Annotated in this window: 17 protein-coding genes; 8 read left to right on the top strand and 9 right to left on the bottom strand. The window is 64.6% G+C overall.

All coding sequences use genetic code 11. The features are described 5' to 3' along the window. Nucleotides 1–3: 3 nt before the first annotated feature. Entirely contained in the window at nt 4–702 is a 699-nt protein-coding gene (locus tag PQT43_RS17695; RefSeq protein WP_102862078.1) for a YggS family pyridoxal phosphate-dependent enzyme, read from the bottom strand. Between the two features lie 183 nt (nt 703–885). On the opposite strand from PQT43_RS17695, the gene PQT43_RS17690 reads away from it, so the two are divergent. Further along, complete coding sequence (locus PQT43_RS17690) at nt 886–1,920, top strand: type IV pilus twitching motility protein PilT (RefSeq protein ID WP_267269060.1); 1,035 nt, start codon at nt 886–888, stop codon at nt 1,918–1,920. 86 nt (nt 1,921–2,006) lie between these two features. Here the strand turns inward: PQT43_RS17690 and PQT43_RS17685 are convergent, their stop codons facing one another. Continuing rightward, complete coding sequence (locus tag PQT43_RS17685) at nt 2,007–2,630, bottom strand: C40 family peptidase (RefSeq protein ID WP_102862076.1); 624 nt, start codon at nt 2,628–2,630, stop codon at nt 2,007–2,009. 251 nt (nt 2,631–2,881) lie between these two features. Here PQT43_RS17685 and PQT43_RS17680 point away from each other — a divergent pair, with 251 nt between their 5' ends. Next, nucleotides 2,882–3,301, top strand: coding sequence for an NINE protein (locus PQT43_RS17680; RefSeq protein WP_102862075.1), 420 nt, complete (start codon nt 2,882–2,884; stop codon nt 3,299–3,301). Between the two features lie 127 nt (nt 3,302–3,428). On the opposite strand, the gene PQT43_RS17675 is transcribed toward PQT43_RS17680, so the two are convergent. From PQT43_RS17675 to gshB, 7 genes are all read right to left on the bottom strand, one after another. Next, on the bottom strand, nt 3,429–4,700 hold the full coding sequence (locus PQT43_RS17675; RefSeq protein ID WP_102862074.1) for a dihydroorotase: 1,272 nt from the start codon (nt 4,698–4,700) through the stop codon (nt 3,429–3,431). Continuing rightward, nucleotides 4,697–5,701, bottom strand: coding sequence for an aspartate carbamoyltransferase catalytic subunit (locus PQT43_RS17670; RefSeq protein WP_011064007.1), 1,005 nt, complete (start codon nt 5,699–5,701; stop codon nt 4,697–4,699). The genes PQT43_RS17675 and PQT43_RS17670 overlap by 4 nt, the downstream gene beginning before the upstream one ends. Nucleotides 5,702–5,726: 25 nt before the next feature. Then, entirely contained in the window at nt 5,727–6,233 is a 507-nt protein-coding gene (pyrR, locus tag PQT43_RS17665; RefSeq protein ID WP_060841533.1) for a bifunctional pyr operon transcriptional regulator/uracil phosphoribosyltransferase PyrR, read from the bottom strand. 116 nt (nt 6,234–6,349) lie between these two features. Further along, nucleotides 6,350–6,787 carry a Holliday junction resolvase RuvX gene (ruvX, locus tag PQT43_RS17660; protein ID WP_016964942.1) on the bottom strand — a complete coding sequence of 146 codons (438 nt, stop codon included), beginning with the start codon at nt 6,785–6,787 and terminating at the stop codon, nt 6,350–6,352. After that, the gene (locus PQT43_RS17655) at nt 6,787–7,356 is read right to left on the bottom strand and encodes a YqgE/AlgH family protein (protein ID WP_102862072.1); all 570 of its coding nucleotides are present in this window, start codon (nt 7,354–7,356) and stop codon (nt 6,787–6,789) included. Before PQT43_RS17655 ends, ruvX begins: the two co-directional genes overlap by 1 nt. Before the next feature lie 129 nt (nt 7,357–7,485). Further along, complete coding sequence (locus PQT43_RS17650) at nt 7,486–8,385, bottom strand: energy transducer TonB (RefSeq protein ID WP_102881163.1); 900 nt, start codon at nt 8,383–8,385, stop codon at nt 7,486–7,488. A 130-nt stretch (nt 8,386–8,515) separates the two neighbouring features. Beyond that, the gene (gshB, locus tag PQT43_RS17645) at nt 8,516–9,487 is read right to left on the bottom strand and encodes a glutathione synthase (protein ID WP_102881162.1); all 972 of its coding nucleotides are present in this window, start codon (nt 9,485–9,487) and stop codon (nt 8,516–8,518) included. 236 nt (nt 9,488–9,723) lie between these two features. On the opposite strand from gshB, the gene pilG reads away from it, so the two are divergent. From pilG to PQT43_RS17615, 6 genes are all read left to right on the top strand, one after another. Further along, nucleotides 9,724–10,128, top strand: a complete 405-nt coding sequence (gene pilG / locus PQT43_RS17640; RefSeq protein ID WP_025131048.1) for a twitching motility response regulator PilG — start codon at nt 9,724–9,726, stop codon at nt 10,126–10,128. 57 nt (nt 10,129–10,185) lie between these two features. Continuing rightward, nucleotides 10,186–10,551, top strand: a complete 366-nt coding sequence (pilH, locus tag PQT43_RS17635) for a twitching motility response regulator PilH (protein ID WP_011064000.1) — start codon at nt 10,186–10,188, stop codon at nt 10,549–10,551. 10 nt (nt 10,552–10,561) lie between these two features. Continuing rightward, nucleotides 10,562–11,101, top strand: a complete 540-nt coding sequence (locus PQT43_RS17630) for a chemotaxis protein CheW (protein WP_253084033.1) — start codon at nt 10,562–10,564, stop codon at nt 11,099–11,101. A gap of 140 nt (nt 11,102–11,241) precedes the next feature. Beyond that, the gene (locus PQT43_RS17625; protein WP_253084032.1) at nt 11,242–13,305 is read left to right on the top strand and encodes a methyl-accepting chemotaxis protein; all 2,064 of its coding nucleotides are present in this window, start codon (nt 11,242–11,244) and stop codon (nt 13,303–13,305) included. Between the two features lie 55 nt (nt 13,306–13,360). Further along, the gene (locus PQT43_RS17620) at nt 13,361–19,276 is read left to right on the top strand and encodes an Hpt domain-containing protein (protein ID WP_272754364.1); all 5,916 of its coding nucleotides are present in this window, start codon (nt 13,361–13,363) and stop codon (nt 19,274–19,276) included. Then, nucleotides 19,269–19,718 carry a chemotaxis protein CheW gene (locus PQT43_RS17615; RefSeq protein WP_102862066.1) on the top strand — a complete coding sequence of 150 codons (450 nt, stop codon included), beginning with the start codon at nt 19,269–19,271 and terminating at the stop codon, nt 19,716–19,718. Before PQT43_RS17620 ends, PQT43_RS17615 begins: the two co-directional genes overlap by 8 nt. Nucleotides 19,719–19,725 lie beyond the last annotated feature (7 nt).

Genomic DNA, 19,725 nt, shown 5'->3' with positions numbered 1-19,725 from the left:
GCATCAGGACTGACTGTAGTCGCGGGCACCAAACAGTGCGGTACCGATCCGCACCCAGGTGGCGCCCTGGGCGATGGCCGCTTCGAGGTCGTGGCTCATGCCCATGGAAAGGGTGTCCAGGGGCAGCTTGAGGTTGTCGCGCAGTTGGTTGTTCAGGGCCTGCACCGCCGCGAAGGCGGCTTCCTGGGCGGCGCGGTCCTCGGTGGGCTCGGGAATCGCCATCAGCCCGCGCAGTTGCAGGCGTGGCAAGGCGCTGATGGCCCTGGCCAGGTCTGGCAGGTCGGCCGGGGTACAGCCGGACTTGCTGGCTTCGCCACTGACATTCACCTGGATGCAGATGTTCAGCGGTGGCAGTTCGGCGGGGCGTTGCTCGGACAGGCGTTGTGCGATTTTCAAGCGATCCACGGAATGCACCCAGGCAAAATGCTCGGCAATGGCGCGAGTCTTGTTCGACTGAATGGGGCCGATGAAGTGCCAACTCAAGGGCAGGTCCGCCAGTTCCTGTTGTTTGCCCAGGGCTTCTTGCAGGTAGTTCTCGCCGAAGTCCCGCAGGCCGGCGGCATAGGCTTCGCGCAGGGCGGCGGCGGGTTTGGTCTTGCTCACGGCCAGCAGCATGACGCTGTCCGGGGCACGCTGTACGGCCTGGCAGGCGCTGCGGATACGCTCGGCTAGCTGGGCAATGTTGTCTGCTATCGTGGACATTCGATTTCTTCTCAAAAGTACCGGCGACCGGGAGCCTGTGACCTTGGCCGCCAACCGCCGCATGAATCCACCAGACCCTGATTGTCGACCGGCCCGAGCATCGCTCAAGGGCCGCGCCGGTCATTGCCCGGCATGGCGGCTGGGTCTGAAGCTCGCGGCATTCTACTGGAATTGGGGGGCACTATGGACATCACCGAACTCCTGACTTTGAGCATCTCCCGGGGCGCTTCCGACCTGCATCTGTCTGCCGGACTGGCGCCGATGCTGCGCATTGATGGCGATATTCGTCCGCTGGACAGCCCGGCCCTGGATGCACAGCAGGTGCTGTCCTTGATGCATGGCCTGATGAGCGAGCCACAGCGGCAGGTGTTCGCCAGCCAGCAGGATCTGGACTTTGCCTACGAACTGCCGGGCGTGGCGCGGTTCCGGGTCAATGCCTTCCAGCACGTCCGGGGAGCGGCTGCAGTGCTGCGCCTGATCCCGTCACGGGTACTGAGCTTGGAGGCGTTGGGACTGGGGCAAGTGTTTCAGCAGATTGCCGAAGCGCCCCGGGGGCTGGTGCTGGTCACCGGGCCCACCGGTAGCGGCAAGTCCACCACCTTGGCGGCGATGATCGATCACCTGAACCAGCATCGGCAGCAGCACATCCTCACCCTCGAAGACCCCATCGAGTTCATTCATCCGCAGAAAAGTTGCCTGATCCACCAGCGCGAAGTGCCGCGTGATACCCGCAGTTTCGCCACCGCCTTGCGTGCGGCGCTGCGGGAGGACCCGGACGTGATCCTGCTGGGAGAGTTGCGCGATCTGGAAAGCATTCGCCTGGCCCTGACCGCCGCCGAAACCGGGCACCTGGTGTTCGCCACCCTGCACACTGCATCCGCGGCCAAGAGCATCGACCGGCTGGTGGACGTGTTTCCGGGGGAGGAAAAGGCCCTGGTGCGCTCGATGCTGGCCGAGTCGTTGCAGGCGGTCATTGCCCAGGTGTTGCTGAAGAAAGTGGGCGGTGGGCGGGTGGCGGCTCACGAAATCATGCTGGGCAATGCGGCGATCCGTAACCTGATTCGCGAGGACAAGGTGGCGCAGATGTATTCGGCGATCCAGACCGGCGGGGCCCAGGGCATGCGCACCCTGGACATGAGCCTCAAGGCATTGCTGGGGCAAGGGCTGATCAGCCGAGAACAGGCGCGGGAGCAGGCCCGGATGCCGGAGAGCTTTTGACAGGGCTGGAAATGCATTCGCCGGCAAGCCGGCTCCTACAGGTGGGTGTAGGAGCCGGCTTGCCGGCGAATGGGCGAATCAGCAGATCAGCGCTGCACGACCCGCAGAGGAGCCTGTTCCTTGGGCAGGACCCGCTTGGCAACCACGTAGTGGCTCTGCCAGTAGGGTTTCTTCAGGGTGTCGATGGTCACTGCCTTGCCGCGCCGTGGGGCGTGGATAAAGCGGTCTTCGCCCAGGTAGATGGCGACGTGGTTGACCTTGCGGCTCTTGATGTTGAAGAACAGCAGATCGCCCGGCTTCAGGTCCTTGCGCTCGACCTTCTGCCCGTGGCCGCTGGCCATGGCGTTGGAGGTACGTGGCAGGTCCACGGCGGCGACGTCATTGAAGGCGTAGCGCACCAGGCCGCTGCAATCGAAGCCTTTACTTGGGCTGCTGCCGCCCCAACGATAGGGGGTGCCCAGCACATTGACCGCACGGCTGAGGACAGTGGTGCTTGGCCGGCCGGCGTTGTTGGCTACCAGCTTGCTGTCGGCCTTGCTCAGGCGGGTGGGGTGCTTGATGGTGGTCTTGTTCTTGGCGGTGACCGTCGAAACATGGGGTTTCGGGGTGTAGCCATTAACGTTGGGAAGTCGTTGCTCACGGTTGGTGGCGTGGGCGGCCAGTGGCATTAATAGGCAAATGGTTAGCCATGTCTTGAAAAATGGTCGCATTAGGCAAGGCTCTTATTTGGTTAGCGCGCAACTTTATAACAGCTTTCAGGTCACTTCCGTGGCCGTTTGTCGATTCAACCTTGGGGTCAACTTCGGCAAAGAGGTGGCAACTTGACGCAGAAAACCGTCAGAAGTCAGGCAGTACAAGGCTTTGGCGGAACAGAAGGTAACATTGTCCACACGTCGAAAGCCTGTAAAAAAGTCACAAAGATTTTAAGAATATTTATCTATCACCTAGCAAGAGGCTCTTAATGAACACCTATCGTCAGGATGCATCCGCCCATGACACCCACAGCAAGGTGATCGGTTACCTGTTGTGGATTCTCGGTTTTACCGGCGCTCACCGCTTCTATTACGGCAAGCCGGTGACCGGGACCATCTGGTTCTTCACCCTTGGTCTATTGGGCATTGGCTGGCTGATCGACTTGTTCCTGATCCCGTCCATGGATCGGGAAGCGGACTTGCGCTTTACCTCTGGTCCCGTGGAATACAGCGTGGCCTGGATTCTGCTGACCTTCCTCGGGGTATTTGGCGTACATCGCATGTACCAGGGCAAATGGTTGAGCGGTGTGCTCTACCTGTTCACCGGTGGTTTGTTCTTCCTGGGGGTGCTGTACGACTTCTGGACCCTGAACGACCAGGTCTCCCTGGAAAACGCCAAACGCCGTTGACCCAGTCAGCGGCGCAGGCAGTGATGGCGTTGCATGTAGCTGTTGCCGCAGACCGCCATCAGGAGCGGCGGCTCCTTCGGAGCCGTTCGCAGCCTGCGGCAGCGGCTACAGGGCGCCAGCCAGGCAATCAGCCTTGATAGCTGATATGCCCATCCACCAGGGTGTAGCGCACCGCGCCCGGCAGGCTATGGCCGAGGAACGGGCAGTTCTCGCCCTTGGACAGCCAGCGCTCGCCGGCCACGGTGGAACTGGCCGGGTCGAACAGCACCAGATCCGCTGCACCCCCTTCCACCAGCTTGCCCGCCGGCAGGCGCAAGGCCTCGGCAGGACCAGCGCTGAGGCGCGCCAGCAGGGTCGGCAGGTCCAGTAAACCGTCCTGAACCAGGGTCAGGGCCAGTGGCAGCAGCAACTCGACGCTGCTGATGCCGGGCTCGGTGGCCCCGAACGGCGCCAGCTTGGCATCGCGCTCGTGGGGCTGGTGATGGCTGGAGATGGCTTGCACCACCCCGGACTTCACCGCTGCACGCAGGGCATCACGGTCGGCTCGCGAGCGCAGTGGCGGCTGCACGTGATACAGGCTGGAGAAGTCGATCAGCGCCTCATCGGTGAGGATCAGCTGATACAGCGCCACATCGGCGGTCACTGGCAGGCCGCGGGCCTGGGCCTGGGCAATCAGCTCAACGCCCCGGGCGCTGGTCAGCTGGCTGAAGTGAGCGCGCACGCCGCTTTGTTCCACCAGCAGCAGGTCCCGGGCCAGGGCCACGGTTTCCGCGCTTTCCGGGATGCCCGGCAAACCGAGGAAGCTGGCGGTAGCACCTTCATGGGCCAGGCCGCCTTCGGCCAGGTCGCGGTCCTGGGAGTGGAAGATCACCGTCAGGTCGAAGGTGGCGGCGTATTCCAGGGCACGGCACAGGGTGCGGGTGCTGCGGAAACCGTCCAGACCGTTGCCGAAGGCCACGCAGCCGGCGTCACGCAGGGCAATCAACTCGGCCAACTGTTCGCCTTCCAGTCCCTTGCTCAGAGCCCCGATCGGGAAGACTTTGCTGTTGCCGGCTTCCCGGGCGCGGTCGAGGATCAGTTCGGCCACGGCCGAGGTATCCAGTACCGGTTTGGTATGCGGCGGGCAGCACAGACTGGTGACGCCACCGGCCGCGGCGGCGCGGGTTTCGCTGGCAATGCTGCCCTTGCGGCTGTAGCCCGGCTCGCGCAGGGCCACGCTCAGGTCCACCAGGCCGGGCGCGGCCACCAGGCCCTTGGCGTCGATGATAGTGACGGCATTGAAACCATTGGGTGCGGCGCCGATGGCGACGATCTTGCCGGCTTCCAGGTGCAGATCAGTGGTTTGATCCAGGCCGCTGCTTGGATCGATGACGCGGGCGCCGAGAATGCTGAGCTTCACTGGGCGTTCTCCTGCTCGAATTGTCGCTGGGCGGTCTGCCCGCTCATGGCCATGGACAGTACCGCCATGCGCACTGCAATGCCGTAGGTCACCTGATTGAGGATCACCGAGTGCGGACCGTCGGCCACCGCCGATTCGATCTCCACACCGCGGTTGATCGGGCCCGGGTGCATGACGATGGCGTCGGGCTTGGCCCCGGCCAGGCGTGCGGTGGTCAGGCCGAACAGGCGGTAGAACTCGCCTTCGCTGGGCAGCAGGCCGCCCTGCATGCGTTCACGCTGCAGGCGCAACATGATCACCACGTCCACGTCTTTCAGGCCTTCGGTCATGTCGGTGTAGACCTTGACCCCGTACTGCTCGATGCCGATCGGCAGCAGGGTTTTCGGTGCGATCACGCGGATGTCCGGGCAGCCGAGGGTCTTGAGCGCCAGCATGTTCGAGCGGGCTACCCGCGAGTGCAGGATGTCGCCGACGATGGCCACCGAGAGGTTCTCGAAGCCGCCCTTGTGCCGGCGGATGGTCAGCATGTCGAGCATGCCCTGGGTCGGGTGGGCGTGACGGCCGTCGCCGCCGTTGATGATTGCCACTTGCGGGCACACGTGTTCGGCGATGAAGTGCGCGGCGCCGGAGTCGCCGTGGCGTACCACGAACATGTCGGCGGCCATGGCTTCCAGGTTGCGCAGGGTGTCCAGCAGGGTTTCACCCTTGCTCGCCGAGGAGGTCGAGACATTCAGGGTGATCACGTCCGCCGACAGCCGCTGGGCCGCCAGTTCGAAGGTGGTGCGGGTACGGGTGGAGTTCTCGAAGAACACGTTGCACACGGTCTTGCCGCGCAGCAGCGGGACTTTCTTGACCGCCCGGGCGCCGACTTCGAGGAAGGAGTCGGCGGTGTCGAGGATTTCTGTCAGCAGCTCGCGGTTCAGGCCGTCGAGGGACAGGAAATGGCGCAGCTGGCCCTGATCGTTGAGCTGCAGCGGGCGCTTGGCGTCTAGAGGCGTCATCGCAATGGACTCTTAAAAGGGCGAGTTAGAGGGCGAGGTCTTGGAGCTCGAGTTGAAGCGGCGCAGGACCGGACAATTTTACCCGCTCGTGGGCGGCCAGCGACAGGGTCGCGCCCACCACATTCGGACGAATCGGCAGCTCGGCGGCGTTCAGGTCCAGCAGGCAGACCAGGGTCACGCTGGCTGGACGGCCATAGTCGAACAGCTCGTTGAGGGCGGCGCGGATGGTCCGGCCGCTCATCAGCACGTCATCGATCAGCACCAGATGCTGGCCTTCGATCTCGAACGGCAGTTCCGAGGGGCGAACTTGCGGGTGCAGGCCGTTCTGGCTGAAGTCGTCGCGGTAGAAGGACACATCCAGGGTGCCCAGGGGGGCGTCGCTGCCCAGGGCTTCCAACAGGGCCTGGGCCACCCACACGCCACCGGTACGGATACCGATGAAGCGCGGCTCGCTGATGGCGCGCTGGGCCAGGTGGGCGTTGAGATCAGTGGCCATCTGGCTGATCAGGGCGGCGGGATTGGGCAGGCTCATGGTGGCTCCTTCGTGGGCTCGCGCCTGCTGCCGGGCAGCAGGGCACGGGAACTTACGGCTGGTGTTGGGCCAGGAGGCGCGCAGCCTTGTGCCGCGCATCTTCAGGATTCGGGATCTCAGGTATTCAACAGCGTGGCGTTTTCGTCGAGCCAGCCCTGCAGCAGCAGGGCCGCGGCGATGGCGTCTACCGGGTTGTCGCGGTAACTGCCTTTCTGCCCGCCCCGGGCCAGGCGTTCGCCCTTGGCCTCGAAGGTGGTCAGGCGTTCATCGTGGGTATAGAAGGGCACATTGAAGCGGCCGTTCAGGCGCCGGGCGAACTTCTCGGCGCGCACGCACATGTCGCTGGGGCTGCCGTCCATGTTCAGGGGCAGGCCCACCACCACGGCGTCGGGTTTCCATTCCTTGATCAGGGCTTCCACCTGATTCCAGTCCGGCACGCCGTTCTGCGCCTTCAAGGTGCACAGCTCCCGGGCCTGGCCGGTGATGGCCTGGCCGACGGCGACGCCGATCTGCTTGGTGCCGTAGTCGAAGCCCAGGATCAGTCGCAAGGCCATCAGGCGTGCCCCGCCTGGCTGGTGAGCAGGCTGAGGTTGACCCCCAGGTGCCGGGCGGCGGCTTCCAGGCGCAATTCGCTGCTGGTGTTGAACAGGATGTCGGCGTCGAAGGGACAGGTCAGCCAGGCGTTGTCCGCCAGTTCGGCTTCCAGCTGCCCGGCTTCCCAGCCGGCATAGCCCAGGGCGATCAGGCTCTTGGCCGGGCCCACGCCGTCGGCAATGGCGAACAGCACATCCTGGGAGGTGGACAGGGACAGCCCTTCGAATTCCACCGTGGCCTGATAGATCGGGCCGTTGGGGTGCAGGACAAAGCCGCGATCAGTCTGCACCGGGCCGCCGCTGAAGATCGGCACATGCTGGCACAGCAGCGACGGTTCTTCGTCGGGGCGCAATTGTTCGAGGATATCGGCCAGGCTCAGGTCCAGGGGCCGATTGATCACCAGGCCCATGGCGCCGCTGGCATTGTGCTCGACGATATAGGTCAACGTCTGGGCAAAATTCGGGTCGGCCATATGGGGCATGGCGATCAAGAAGTGATGCTTGAGATAGCTGGGGCTGACATTTTTCATGAGCGCTAGTGTGGCGGTGGCGGGCCCGGCTGACAAGCGCGCCCTGTGCAGGAGCTGGCTTGCCAGCGAAGGCGTCATTGGGATTTGCGCCGCTCTGTCGGGCCTCTTCGAGGTCGCAGGGGCGAAAGATCAGTTGCTGGACAGTTTGTCGCCCCGGGCGAAGCGCCAGGTGCGGATGATTTCCAGGCGGTCGATGTCCGACAGGTCGCCGGTAAAGGGGGCGAACGGCGCTGCCAGGCGCACGATGCGTTGGGCGGCCTGGTCCAGCAGCGGCTGGCCGGAGGACTCCAGCACCAGCACTTCGTACAGGGAACCGTCGCGGTTGATCGAGACCATCAGCCGCAAGTTGCCGTAGATCTGCTTGCGCCGGGCTTCCTCGGGGTAGTTGAGGTTGCCGATGCGCTCGACCTTCTTGCGCCACTCGTCCTTATACCAGGCGCCCTTGTCGCGCATGGTGGAGGCGGCGCTCAGGCGGTGGATGCGTGGGCGCTTGGCGTACAGCTGCTGCTCGTTGGCCAGTTCGGCTTCCAGGCTGGAAATCTCGCTGGACAGTTGGGCGCTGTCGAAACGCGGGGTGTCGGCCTTGGGCGTCGGGTCTTTCTTGACCTCTTCACGCTGGGTCACGGTCTTTTTCGGCTTCGGCGCGGTGGTGGCCACGGCCGCTTTGGGCGCGACTTCCTTGACTTCAGGTTTGACTGACGGTGGCGGCACGACCTTTTTCACCGAGTTGTCCTGAAAGGGGGCGACTTCGGTGGTTTTCGGAATGGCCTTCTTGTCCAGGGTGCCGCTGCCTTCCTGGTTTTCCTGGGCGAGGAAGTCGGCCTTCTTCGGCTTGGTCTCGCTCTTGAAGGTGGCCAGGGTGATTTCCAGGGTCTTGCTGATCGCCTTGGGTTCGGCAAAGGAAAAGCCCAGGCCGAGGATCAGTGCCAGGTGCAGGAGCGCCGCCAGGAACAGGGTAAATCCCAGGCGATCGGCCGCGCGCACGCCGCTATGGGCCAGCTCGGGGGGCAGATCGGACGGGAGGTTCATCGACGGTTCGACATCACAGGAGGCATCACACAACCAACATCACGGTTTCACAGGCGGCGCATGATAACGCAATGTTGGTTTCAAGCCTTGAGTGCCAAGCTTCAAGCGACAAGCTGCAGCTTGATGCAGATCAAGCTTGCGGCTTGTTGCTGGCGGCTTGCAGTTTGCGTTCGATGGCATCCATCAGCCGTGCGCCGATCTGGGTGCCGAAGGCATTGTCGATTTCACGGATGCAGGTGGGGCTGGTGACGTTGATTTCCGTCAGGTGCTCGCCGATCACGTCGAGGCCGACGAACAGCAGGCCCTTGGCCCGCAGGGTCGGGCCGACCTGAGCGGCAATCCAGCGATCCTTGTCGCTCAGTGGACGGGCCTCGCCACGACCGCCGGCGGCCAGGTTGCCACGGGTTTCACCGGCGGCGGGGATGCGCGCCAGGCAGTAATCCACCGGCTCGCCATCGATCATCAGGATGCGCTTGTCGCCGTCCTTGATGGCCGGCAGGTAGGCCTGGGCCATGATCTGCTGGCTGCCGAGCACGGTCAGGGTTTCCAGGATCACCGACAGGTTCGGGTCGCCGGCGCGGTGACGGAAGATCGAGGTGCCGCCCATGCCGTCCAGGGGCTTGAGAATCACATCGCCATGCTGGGCGGCGAACTCGCGCAATACATCGGCGCGACGGCTGACCACGGTGGGCGGGGTGCACTGGGGAAACAGGGTGGCAAACAGCTTTTCATTGCAGTCGCGCAGGCTCTGGGGCTTGTTCACCACCAGCACGCCGGCGCTTTCGGCCTGTTCCAGCAGGTAGGTGGAGTAGACGAACTCCATGTCGAAGGGCGGGTCCTTGCGCATCAGGATCACGTCCAGATCGCTCAGCGGGCAGTCGATCTCGGCGTCCAGCTCGAACCATTTCTCCGGGTTGGCGAACACCTGCAGCGGCCGCATGCGCGCCCGGGCCACGCCGGCGCCCTGGTACAGATCGCGCTGCTCCATATAGAAGAGGGTCCAGCCGCGCTCCTGGGCGGCCAGCAGCATGGCCAGCGAGCTGTCCTTCTTGTAGGAAATGCTGGCGATAGGGTCCATGACAATCCCGACGCGAACGCTCATGGGTGGATTCCTTTAAGAAAATGAGTGGGAGCAAGGCAAAAAAAGTGGCGTCAGAGTGGCGCTGACAAGGGCCTGGGTCAAGGAAAAACCACTGCCTGGCGTGGTCCATAGATTGCAGGGGGGAGAGTGTGCTAAAAAGGCTCGCATGCCGGGCCGAGGCCTTGAAGTTCAAGGGTTTGGGGCGTTGGCCAGCGGTACCGGATCAAATCATTCGCTGGGGCGATGGCAGAGCAGATATGGAACAGCATTCCAACGCCTTGAAGGTGATGGTGATCGACGATTCGAAGACGATTCGCCGCACGGCCGAAATGCTGCTGAAGAACGTCGGCTGTGAAGTCATTACCGCAGTGGACGGCTTCGAAGCGCTGTCGAAGATCGTCGACCACCACCCCGGAATCATTTTCGTCGACATCATGATGCCGCGGCTCGACGGTTATCAGACTTGTGCGCTGGTGAAGAACCACAGCGCGTTCAAGTCCATTCCCGTGATCATGCTGTCCTCCAAGGACGGCCTGTTCGACAAGGCCAAGGGGCGTATCGTCGGCTCCGACCAGTTTTTGACCAAACCCTTCAGCAAGGAAGAACTGCTGAGCGCAATCAAGGCCCACGTTCCGGACTTTGTCGCGCTTGCGCCACAGTAGACACGCACAATGGTGTCCGGCCCGCGGGCCGCGCGCCTATACCGTATGGGGAAGACCATGGCTCGTATTCTGATCGTCGATGACTCGCCGACTGAAATGTACAAACTCACCGGCATGCTGGAAAAGCACGGCCATGAAGTGCTCAAGGCCGAGAACGGTGCCGACGGCGTGGCCCTGGCCCGGGAAGAAAAACCCGATGCGGTGCTGATGGACATCGTCATGCCCGGCCTCAACGGCTTCCAGGCCACTCGGCAGTTGACCAAGGACGCCGAGACCAGCCACATCCCGGTGATCATCATCACCACCAAGGATCAGGAAACCGACAAGGTCTGGGGCACCCGCCAGGGCGCCAAGGACTACCTGACCAAGCCGGTGGACGAAGAGACCCTGATCAAGACCCTGAACAACGTCCTGGCCGGCTGATCGCCCGGCCATGAGCGAATCCCAGACCGCCTTCGAGCTGCTGCTGGAGATCGACCAGCGCTGCCGCCTGCTGGCTGCCGACCTGCCGTCCCAGGAAACCCGCCAGCACAGCTGGAGCGGTATCGGTTTCCGCCTGGGAGAGCACTGGTACGTCGCGGCCATGGGCGAGATCAGCGAAGTCCTGCACGAGCCGCGCTACACCCTGCTGCCCGGGGTCAAACCCTGGGTCAAGGGCGTGGCCAACCTGCGTGGGCGCCTGCTGCCGATCATGGACCTGTGCGGTTTTTTCGGTCATGAACTGTCGCCCCTGCGCAAGCAGCGGCGAGTGCTGGTGGTGGAGTACAAAGAGCTGTTCGCCGGCCTGCTGGTGGATGAGGTGGCCGGCCTGCAGCACTTTGCCCAGGACAGCCTGGAGCCCGGCCTTGGCGGATTCTGCGACGCCGCGATCAATCCCTACCTGCAAGGGCAGTTCCGTCGTGATCAGATCTGGCAGGTGTTCAGCCCCTTCGCCCTGGCCCGTTCTCCCGGGTTCCTGGAGGTGGCGGCATGAATGACGCCCCGACGGCTGTGCAGCCCGTTTGCAGTGCCATGGCAGGCCCGTGCCTTCCTGGATCAATCCATGCTGCCCTGGCGATGCGTGCGTCCCGGGGACCCGAACGCGGGACCGCCCGCTCGCCACAGGCCTGATCGATGACCAAAGCCAAAACCGGCAAGCCCCTGGAGGGCTCCCGCAGTCGCTCGCAGATCATCGTGCTGTTCATCGCACTGATCGTGTTCATCATGCTGCTGTTCGCCAACTTCGCTTACCTCAATACCCAGGCCACCTACGACAAGCAGTACATCGGCCATGCCGGCGAGCTGCGGGTGCTGTCCCAGCGCATCGCCAAGAACGCCACCGAAGCGGCGGCGGGCAAGGTCGCGGCGTTCAAGCTGCTGGGGGATGCACGCAATGACTTTGCCCAGCGCTGGGGCTATCTGAAGAAGGGCGACCCGGCCACCGGCCTGCCCGGGGCCCCGGTGGCCCTGCGCCAGGAAATGCGCGCCGTGCAGTTGGACTGGGAAAAACTGCTGAAGAACACCGACGCGATCCTGGCCAGCGAACAGACGGTGTTGTCCCTGCACCAGGTGGCCGCGACCCTGGCGGAAACCGTGCCGCAGTTGCAGGTGGAATACGAGAAGGTGGTGGAGATCCTGCTCCAGCGCGGCGCCCCGGCAGCCCAGGTGGCCATGGCCCAGCGCCAGTCGTTGTTGGCCGAACGGATTCTCGGTGCGGTGAATACGGTGCTGGCCGGCGACGAAAACGCCGTGCAGGCCGCCGATGCATTCGGCCGCGATGCCGCGCGTTTCGGCCAGGTGCTCAACGGCATGCTGCAAGGCAACCCGGGGCTGAAGATCAGCCAGGTCGAAGACCTCGACGCCCGGTCCCGCCTGACGGAGATTTCCGAACTGTTCGAGTTCGTTTCCGGTTCCGTGGACGAGATCCTCGAAACCTCGCCCGAGCTGTTCCAGGTCCGCGAATCGGCGAGCAACATCTTCAGCCTGTCCCAGACCCTGCTGGACGAAGCCTCGCTGCTGGCCACCGGCTTCGAGAACCTGGCCGGCAGCCGCAAGCTGGACACCATCGGCGGTTACGTCCTGGGCCTGCTGGCACTGGCGTCGATCATCCTCATCGGCCTGGTGATGGTCCGCGAAACCAACCGCCAGTTGCTGGAAACCGCCGAGAAGAACGAGCGCAACCAGAACGCGATCATGCGTCTGCTGGATGAGATCGAGGACCTGGCGGACGGCGACCTGACGGTGACCGCTTCGGTGACCGAAGACTTCACCGGCACCATTGCCGATTCCATCAACTATTCCGTCGACCAACTGCGCGACCTGGTGGCCACCATCAACCTCACGGCGGGTCAGGTGGCCGGCGCGGTGCAGGAAACCCAGGCCACCGCCATGCAGCTGGCGGAAGCCTCGGAGCATCAGGCGCAGCAGATTTGCGAAGCCTCCACGGCGATCAACGACATCGCCCAGTCCATCGATCAGGTCTCGGCCACCGCGGCGGAGTCCTCGGCGGTGGCCGAGCGCTCGGTGGAGATCGCCAACAAGGGCAACGAAGTGGTGCACAACACCATCCACGGCATGGACAACATTCGTGAACAGATCCAGGACACCGCCAAGCGCATCAAGCGCCTGGGTGAGTCTTCCCAGGAAATCGGCGATATCGTCAGCCTGATCGACGACATTGCCGACCAGACCAACATCCTGGCCTTGAACGCGGCGATCCAGGCCTCCATGGCCGGGGATGCCGGGCGCGGTTTTGCCGTGGTGGCCGATGAAGTGCAGCGTCTGGCGGAGCGCTCCTCGGCGGCCACGCGACAGATCGAGACCCTGGTGCGGGCGATCCAGACCGATACCAACGAAGCGGTGATCTCCATGGAGCAGACCACCACCGAAGTGGTGCGCGGTGCGCGCCTGGCCCAGGACGCCGGGGTGGCCCTGGAAGAAATCGAGGGCGTATCCAGGACCCTGGCGGCGCTGATCCAGAGCATCTCCAATGCGGCCCAGCAACAGACCTCCTCGGCCGGTCAGATTTCCCTGACCATGAACGTGATCCAGCAGATCACCTCGCAAACCTCGTCCGGCTCCACTGCGACCGCCGAGAGCATCGGCAACCTGGCGAAGATGGCCAGCCAACTGCGCCGCTCTGTATCCGGCTTTACCCTGCCGGCGACCCGGGGACCGGCCCCGAATGACAACCGCTGACGCTGGGAACCCGTTTGCGATCTGGCGAGCACAGAAGGTTTTGACTGGAGTGGTTATGGTTGACCGGCATGACTATGTGGCCCTGGAATGGGTCAAGGGCGAAATTGCCGAGACCTTGAAGCAGGCCTATCAGGCACTGGAGCACCTGGCGGACGATCCCCAGGCCTTGGACGCCCTCGACCAGTGCCTGGAGGGGATTCATCAGGTCCATGGCAGCCTGCAGATGGTGGAGTTCTACGGCGCCGCGCTGTTGGCCGAGGAGATGGAGAAACTCGCCCTGGCCCTGCAGCAACAGCGGGTGGCCCAGCGTGACGAAGCCCTGCGCCTGCTGCGCCAGGCCATCAGCCAGTTGCCCCAGTACCTGGACCGGGTGCAGAGCGCCCGGCGCGACCTGCCGTTGGTGGTGTTGCCACTGCTCAACGACCTGCGCAGCGCTCGGGGTGAAAGCCTGCTTTCGGAAACCAGCCTGTTCAGCCCGCAATTGCCCAGCCTGCCGCCTCTTTCCGACAAGGCCCTGGCGGCCCTGGAGCCCCTGGAATTCCCGACCCAGTTGCGCAAGCTGCGACACATGCTGCAGACCGCGCTGGTGGACCTGCTGCGTGAGCAGGACGCCGACATTTGCCTGGGCCACATGGCCAAGGTCTTCGAGCGCCTGGAGGCCCTGTGCCAGGATGCGCCGCTGGCGCCTTTGTGGCATATCGCCTCGGCCCTGGTGGAAGGCATGCGCCAGAACGAGATCGCCAACAGCCCGGCGGTGCGCAGCCTGCTCAAGGACGCCGACAAGGAACTCAAGCGGCTCCTGGAACAAGGCATGCCCGGCATCAACCAGGCGGCGCCCGCCGAGTTGCTCAAGAGCCTGTTGTTCTACATCGCCAAGGCGCGCCATCCCACTCCATTGATGCTGACCATGAAAGAACGTTACGGACTGGACGATGCCTTGCCCGACAGCGCGGTGGTCGACGAGGAGCGGGCCCGCATGGCCGGCCCCGATCGCGATGCCATGCGTTCGGTGCTGGCGGCCGTGTGCGACGGCCTGGTGCGGGTCAAGGAGCGCCTCGACCTGTTCGTGCGCAGCGATCGCCAGCACGCCGGCGACCTGGACAGTCTGCTGTCGCCGCTGCGGCAGATCGCCGACACCCTGGCGGTGCTGGGGTTCGGCCAGCCGCGCAAGGTGATCATCGACCAGTTGGCGGTGGTGCAGAGTCTGGCTCAGGGCCAGCGGGCGCCGGACGACGCGGTGTTGATGGATGTGGCCGGTGCCCTGTTGTATGTCGAGGCGACCCTGGCCGGCATGGTCGGTACTGTGGAGCCGGAGAGTCGCGAAGAAAGCCGCCTGCCCACCACCGACCTGACCCAGATCCACCAACTGGTGATCAGGGAGGCACGGCTCTGCCTGCAGCAGGCCAAGGACCTGATCATCGAGTGCATCGAAGGTGACTGGGAGCGCGAGCTACTGGTTTCGCTGCCAGAGCTGCTGACCCAGGTGCGCGGTGCCCTGGCGATGATTCCGCTGCCCCGTGCCGCCAGCCTGATGGAGGCCTGCAACCAGTTCATCGCCGAGCATCTGCTGTTGGCGCAACCCAGGCCGGCCTGGCAGCAACTGGACCATCTGGCTGACGTGATCACCAGCCTGGAGTACTACCTGGAGCGCTTGAGCGAGGACCATGAAGCCCCGGGCGAAAAAATCCTCGACGTTGCCGAGCAAGGCCTGGCCGCCCTCGGTTATGTACCGGTGGAACAGGTGCCGTTGCTGGATCAGCCCCTGAGTCCCAACCAGGCCCAAGTGGCGCAGGACCTGCAGGCGCTGGATGATCCCCAGGTGGCACAGTCCCTGGCGGATGCGCTGGCGGTGCCGGTATCGGCCCTCAACCCGCCGGCCCTGATCACCCCGGGCAGCCTGCTGCCGCCCCCTCGGGACGAGGAGCCCGTGGACGACGAACTGCGGGAAGTGTTCCTCGAAGAAACCGAGGAAGTGCTGGAAATGCTTCGCGAGTACCTGCCGCGCTGGGCGGCCGACCCCCAGGGCACGTCCGCCCTGAGTGAGCTGCGGCGGGCCTTTCATACCCTCAAGGGCAGCGGCCGCATGGTGCGCGCGCTGGTGCTGGGGGAGTTGGCCTGGGCGGTGGAGAACCTCCTCAATCGGGTGCTGGAACACAGCGTGGCCCCCGGCCCCGAGGTCCTGCAGCTGGTGGAGGACACGCTGGAGCTGTTGCCTGAGCTGATCGCCGAGTTCGCCGTCCAGGGTCAGCGTCAGCGCGATGATGTCGATCGCCTGGCGGCGCGTGCCCATGCCCTGGCCAAGGGCGCCGAGGAGCCCGCCAGCGTGGCGCCGGACGACCACGCCCTCGACCCGCAGTTGCTGGAAATCTTCCGTGCCGAAGCCCAGACCCACCTGGACAGCATCCAGCGTTTTCTCGATCAGGCCGCCGAGCACGTGCCGTTGCAGGCCAGCGACGCACTGCAACGTGCCCTGCACACCCTCAAGGGCAGCGCCTCCATGGCCGGAGTGCTGCCCATCGCCGAGCTGGCCGGGCCCTTCGACCAATTGGCCCGGGAGTACCGGGCGCACCTGATTCCCCTGGACCTGGACGAAGTGGAACTGCTGCTGGAGGCCGAAGGCCTGCTGCGCCGTGGCTTGCGGCAGCTGGACAGTGATCCGCTGGCGCCCATCGATGGTGCCCGCTCATTGGTCGGCCGCGTCCTGGTGCTGCTGGGGGAGCGGCTGGAAGCCTTGCTCAACGCCCCGGACAGTGCCCCTCGGGCCAAGCGCGATCCGCAACTGATCAATAACTTCCTGGCCCAGGGCATGGACATCCTGCTGGATGCCGAAAGCCTGTTGCGGCGTTGGCAGCAGCATCCCGGCGAGCGCCAGGAGCTCAGCGCCTTGCTGGACGAGTTGACCACCCTTGGCGAAGGCGCTCACCTGGCCGACCTGCATCCGGTGGATGAGCTGTGCGAGGCCCTGCTCGATCTCTATGGCGCCGTGGAGGAAAGCAGCCTGGCGGTCAGCGAGGGCTTCTTCAATGAAGCCGAAAGCGCCCATGAAGCCCTGATCAACATGCTCGACGAGCTGGCGGCGGGCCAGGAAGTCAGCCCGCGGCCGGAGCGGGTCGAGGCCCTGCGCAAACTGTTGCACCAGGGCCTCGACCCGTCCGCCACCGGCTTGATCAGAAGCGATGGCAGTCGCGTCCTGAGTATCAGTGAACTGGGGGCGGCCACCGCTGGCCTGGAGCAGGTTGCAGATCCTCTGCAAGCCGATGACGAGATCGTCGAGATCTTCCTCGAAGAAGCGGTGGATATCCTCGAAAGCGCCGACCAGGCCTTGCAGCGCTGGCTGGCCGATCCTGAAAATGCTGCACCGCTGTCGTCCCTGCAGCGGGACATGCATACCCTCAAGGGCGGTGCGCGCATGGCCGAAGTGGCCCCGGTGGCGGAACTGGCCCATGAGCTGGAGTCGCTGTACGAGGGGCTGGTGGACCGGCGCTACAGCCACAGTCAGCACCTGGGCCTGCTATTGCGCAGCAGCCATGAGCAGCTGGCGCTGCTGCTGGAGCAATTGCAGGGGCAACGGCCGCTGGACGAGTCCCGGGCCCAGGTCGATGCCGTGCGGGCCTACCGGCAGCAGGCCGCAAGCCCTGCGGAACCGGTGCCGAGCGCGGCGCAGGAGGACAGTGCCGCCCAGGACCCGGAGCTGCTGGAGATCTTCCTCGAAGAGGGCTTCGACATCATCGACAGCTCCGCCGCGGCCCTGGGGCGCTGGCAGGCTGACCCCCAGGCCCGCCAGGAAGTGGAAACCCTGCTGCGGGACCTGCACACCCTCAAGGGCGGTGCGCGGATGGTGGAGATTGCCCCCATCGGCGATCTGGCCCACGAGCTGGAGTTTCTCTTCGAAGGCCTGTCCGCCGGCCTGCTGCAACCCAGCCCAGCGCTGTTCACCCTGTTGCAGAAAAGTCACGACCGTCTGGCGCAGATGCTCGACGCAGCCCGGGCTGGCCAGCCCATCGAGGCGGCGCAGAAACTCATCGACGCCATCCACGACCTGAGCCATCCCCGTGTGCCGTCCACGTCTGGGGTGCCAACCCCGCTACCGGCGAGCAAGCCCGAGCCTGTCGCACCCGCTCCAGAAGCGGCGGCAGCCGGGGACATGGTCAAGGTATCGGCGGAGTTGCTGGACGACCTGGTGAACCTGGCCGGGGAGACGTCGATCTTTCGTGGCCGCATCGAACAACAGGTCAACGATGCCCGGGTGGCCCTTGGCGAGATGGAAACCACCATCGAGCGGATGCGTGACCAGCTGCGCCGCCTGGACACCGAGACCCAGGGACGGATTCTCAGCCGCCAGCAGGTGGAGGCCGAGCGCCTGGGCTACGAAGAGTTCGACCCCCTGGAAATGGATCGACACTCGCAGTTGCAGCAGCTGTCCCGGGCCCTGTTCGAATCGGCCTCGGACCTGCTGGACCTCAAGGAAACCCTCGACCGACGCAACCATGACGCCGAGAACCTGTTGCAGCAGCAGGGGCGCATCAACACCGAGTTGCAAGAAGGCCTGATGCGCACCCGCATGGTGCCTTTCGAGCGCATGGTGCCAAGGCTCAAGCGCATCGTGCGCCAAGTGGCCGAAGAGCTGGGCAAGGACGTGGAATTCGTGGTGGGCAACGCCGAGGGGGAAATGGACCGCAACGTGCTCGAACGCATGGTGGCGCCCCTGGAGCACATGCTGCGCAACGCCGTGGACCACGGCCTGGAATCCGTCGAGGCGCGGCTGGCCGCCGGCAAGCCGCGACAGGGGCGGATCACCCTCGACCTGTCCCGCGAGGGCGGCGACATCATCTTCGACATGCGCGACGACGGTGCCGGAGTGCCCCTGGAGGCGGTGCGCAACAAGGCCATCAAGCGTGGCCTGCTGGACCCGCAGGCGCCCATCAGCGACCGCGAGGTGCTGCAGTTCATCATGCAGCCGGGCTTTTCCACCGCCGAGAAGATCACCCAGATCTCCGGGCGCGGCGTGGGCATGGACGTGGTCCATGAAGAAGTGCGCCAACTGGGCGGCAGCATGAGCATCGACTCCATTGCCGGCCAGGGGGTGCATTTCCGTATTCGCTTGCCATTCACCGTCTCGGTCAACCGGGCATTGATGGTGCAGTGCGCCGACGAGCAGTACGCCATCCCGCTGAACACCGTGGAAGGCATCGTCCGGGTGCTGCCGGGTGAACTGGACGCCTATTACCAACTCGACCCGCCGCGCTATGAATACGCCGGCCAGCGCTATGACCTGTGCTACCTGGGGGAGCTGCTGCACACCGTGCCGCGGCCCAAGCTCCTGGGCCAGGTGCTGCCGTTGCCGGTGCTGCTGGTGCACTGCAACGAGCAGCGTATCGCGGTGCAGGTGGACACCACGGCCGGCACCCGAGAGATCGTGGTCAAGAGCCTGGGCCCGCAGTTCGCGGCGGTGCAGGGCCTGTCCGGTGCGACCATTCTCGGCGATGGCCGGGTGGTGCTGATTCTCGACCTGCTGGCGCATATCCGCGCACAGCAGTTGCAAGCGCCCCTGCCGCGTCCGGCCGGGGAGGAAGCAGCCAGCGAGGTGGAGCCGCCACGGCCGATGCTGGTGCTGGTGGTGGATGACTCGGTCACTGTGCGCAAGGTCACCAGCCGCTTGCTGGAGCGCCACGGCATGAACGTGCTCACTGCCAAGGACGGAGTCGATGCCATGGCCGTGCTGGCCGAGCACACCCCGGACCTGATGCTGCTGGATATCGAGATGCCGCGCATGGACGGCTTCGAAGTGGCGATCCAGGTGCGCAACGATCCCCGTCTGCAGCACTTGCCGATCATCATGATCACCTCCCGTACCGGCCAGAAACACCGCGATCGGGCCATGGCCATTGGGGTCAACGACTACCTCGGCAAGCCTTATCAAGAGTCGGTGTTGCTGGAAAGCATCGCCCTGTGGAGCAAGAACCATGCTTGATCACCGCTCCAGCACCCTCACCGGGCTGTTGTTGCCCCTGGCCGACCGCACCCTGATCTTGCCGAACGTGGCAGTGGCCGAGTTGATCGACTACCAGCAGGGCGCCTTCGACCTGGACTCGCCACCCTGGTACCTGGGCCAGGTGCTCTGGCGCGAACGGCGGATTCCGTTGATCAGTTTCGAATCGGCCTGTGGCAACAAGACGGTGATCGGCGAGCGGGCTCGCATCGTGGTGCTCAATGCCCTGGGCGGGCGCCCGGAACTGAAGTTCATCGCCTTGCTGGTGCAGGGCATTCCCCGCTCCTGCAAGCTCGACAGCCAACTGAGCTATGTCGACGTGCCCCTGGCGCCCCTGGAAAAAGCCGCGGTGCAGGTGGCCGAGCTGGTGGCCAAGGTGCCGGATCTGCTGGCGCTGGAAGAGTTGCTGGTGGGGGGGCTTTAGGGCCGCT

Source organism: Pseudomonas sp. BLCC-B112, assembly GCF_028550695.1.
Taxonomy (GTDB): Bacteria; Pseudomonadota; Gammaproteobacteria; order Pseudomonadales; family Pseudomonadaceae; genus Aquipseudomonas; species Aquipseudomonas danubii.
Note: the sequence above shows the minus strand (reverse complement) of the source record. Positions and strands in the feature narration are given on the sequence as shown.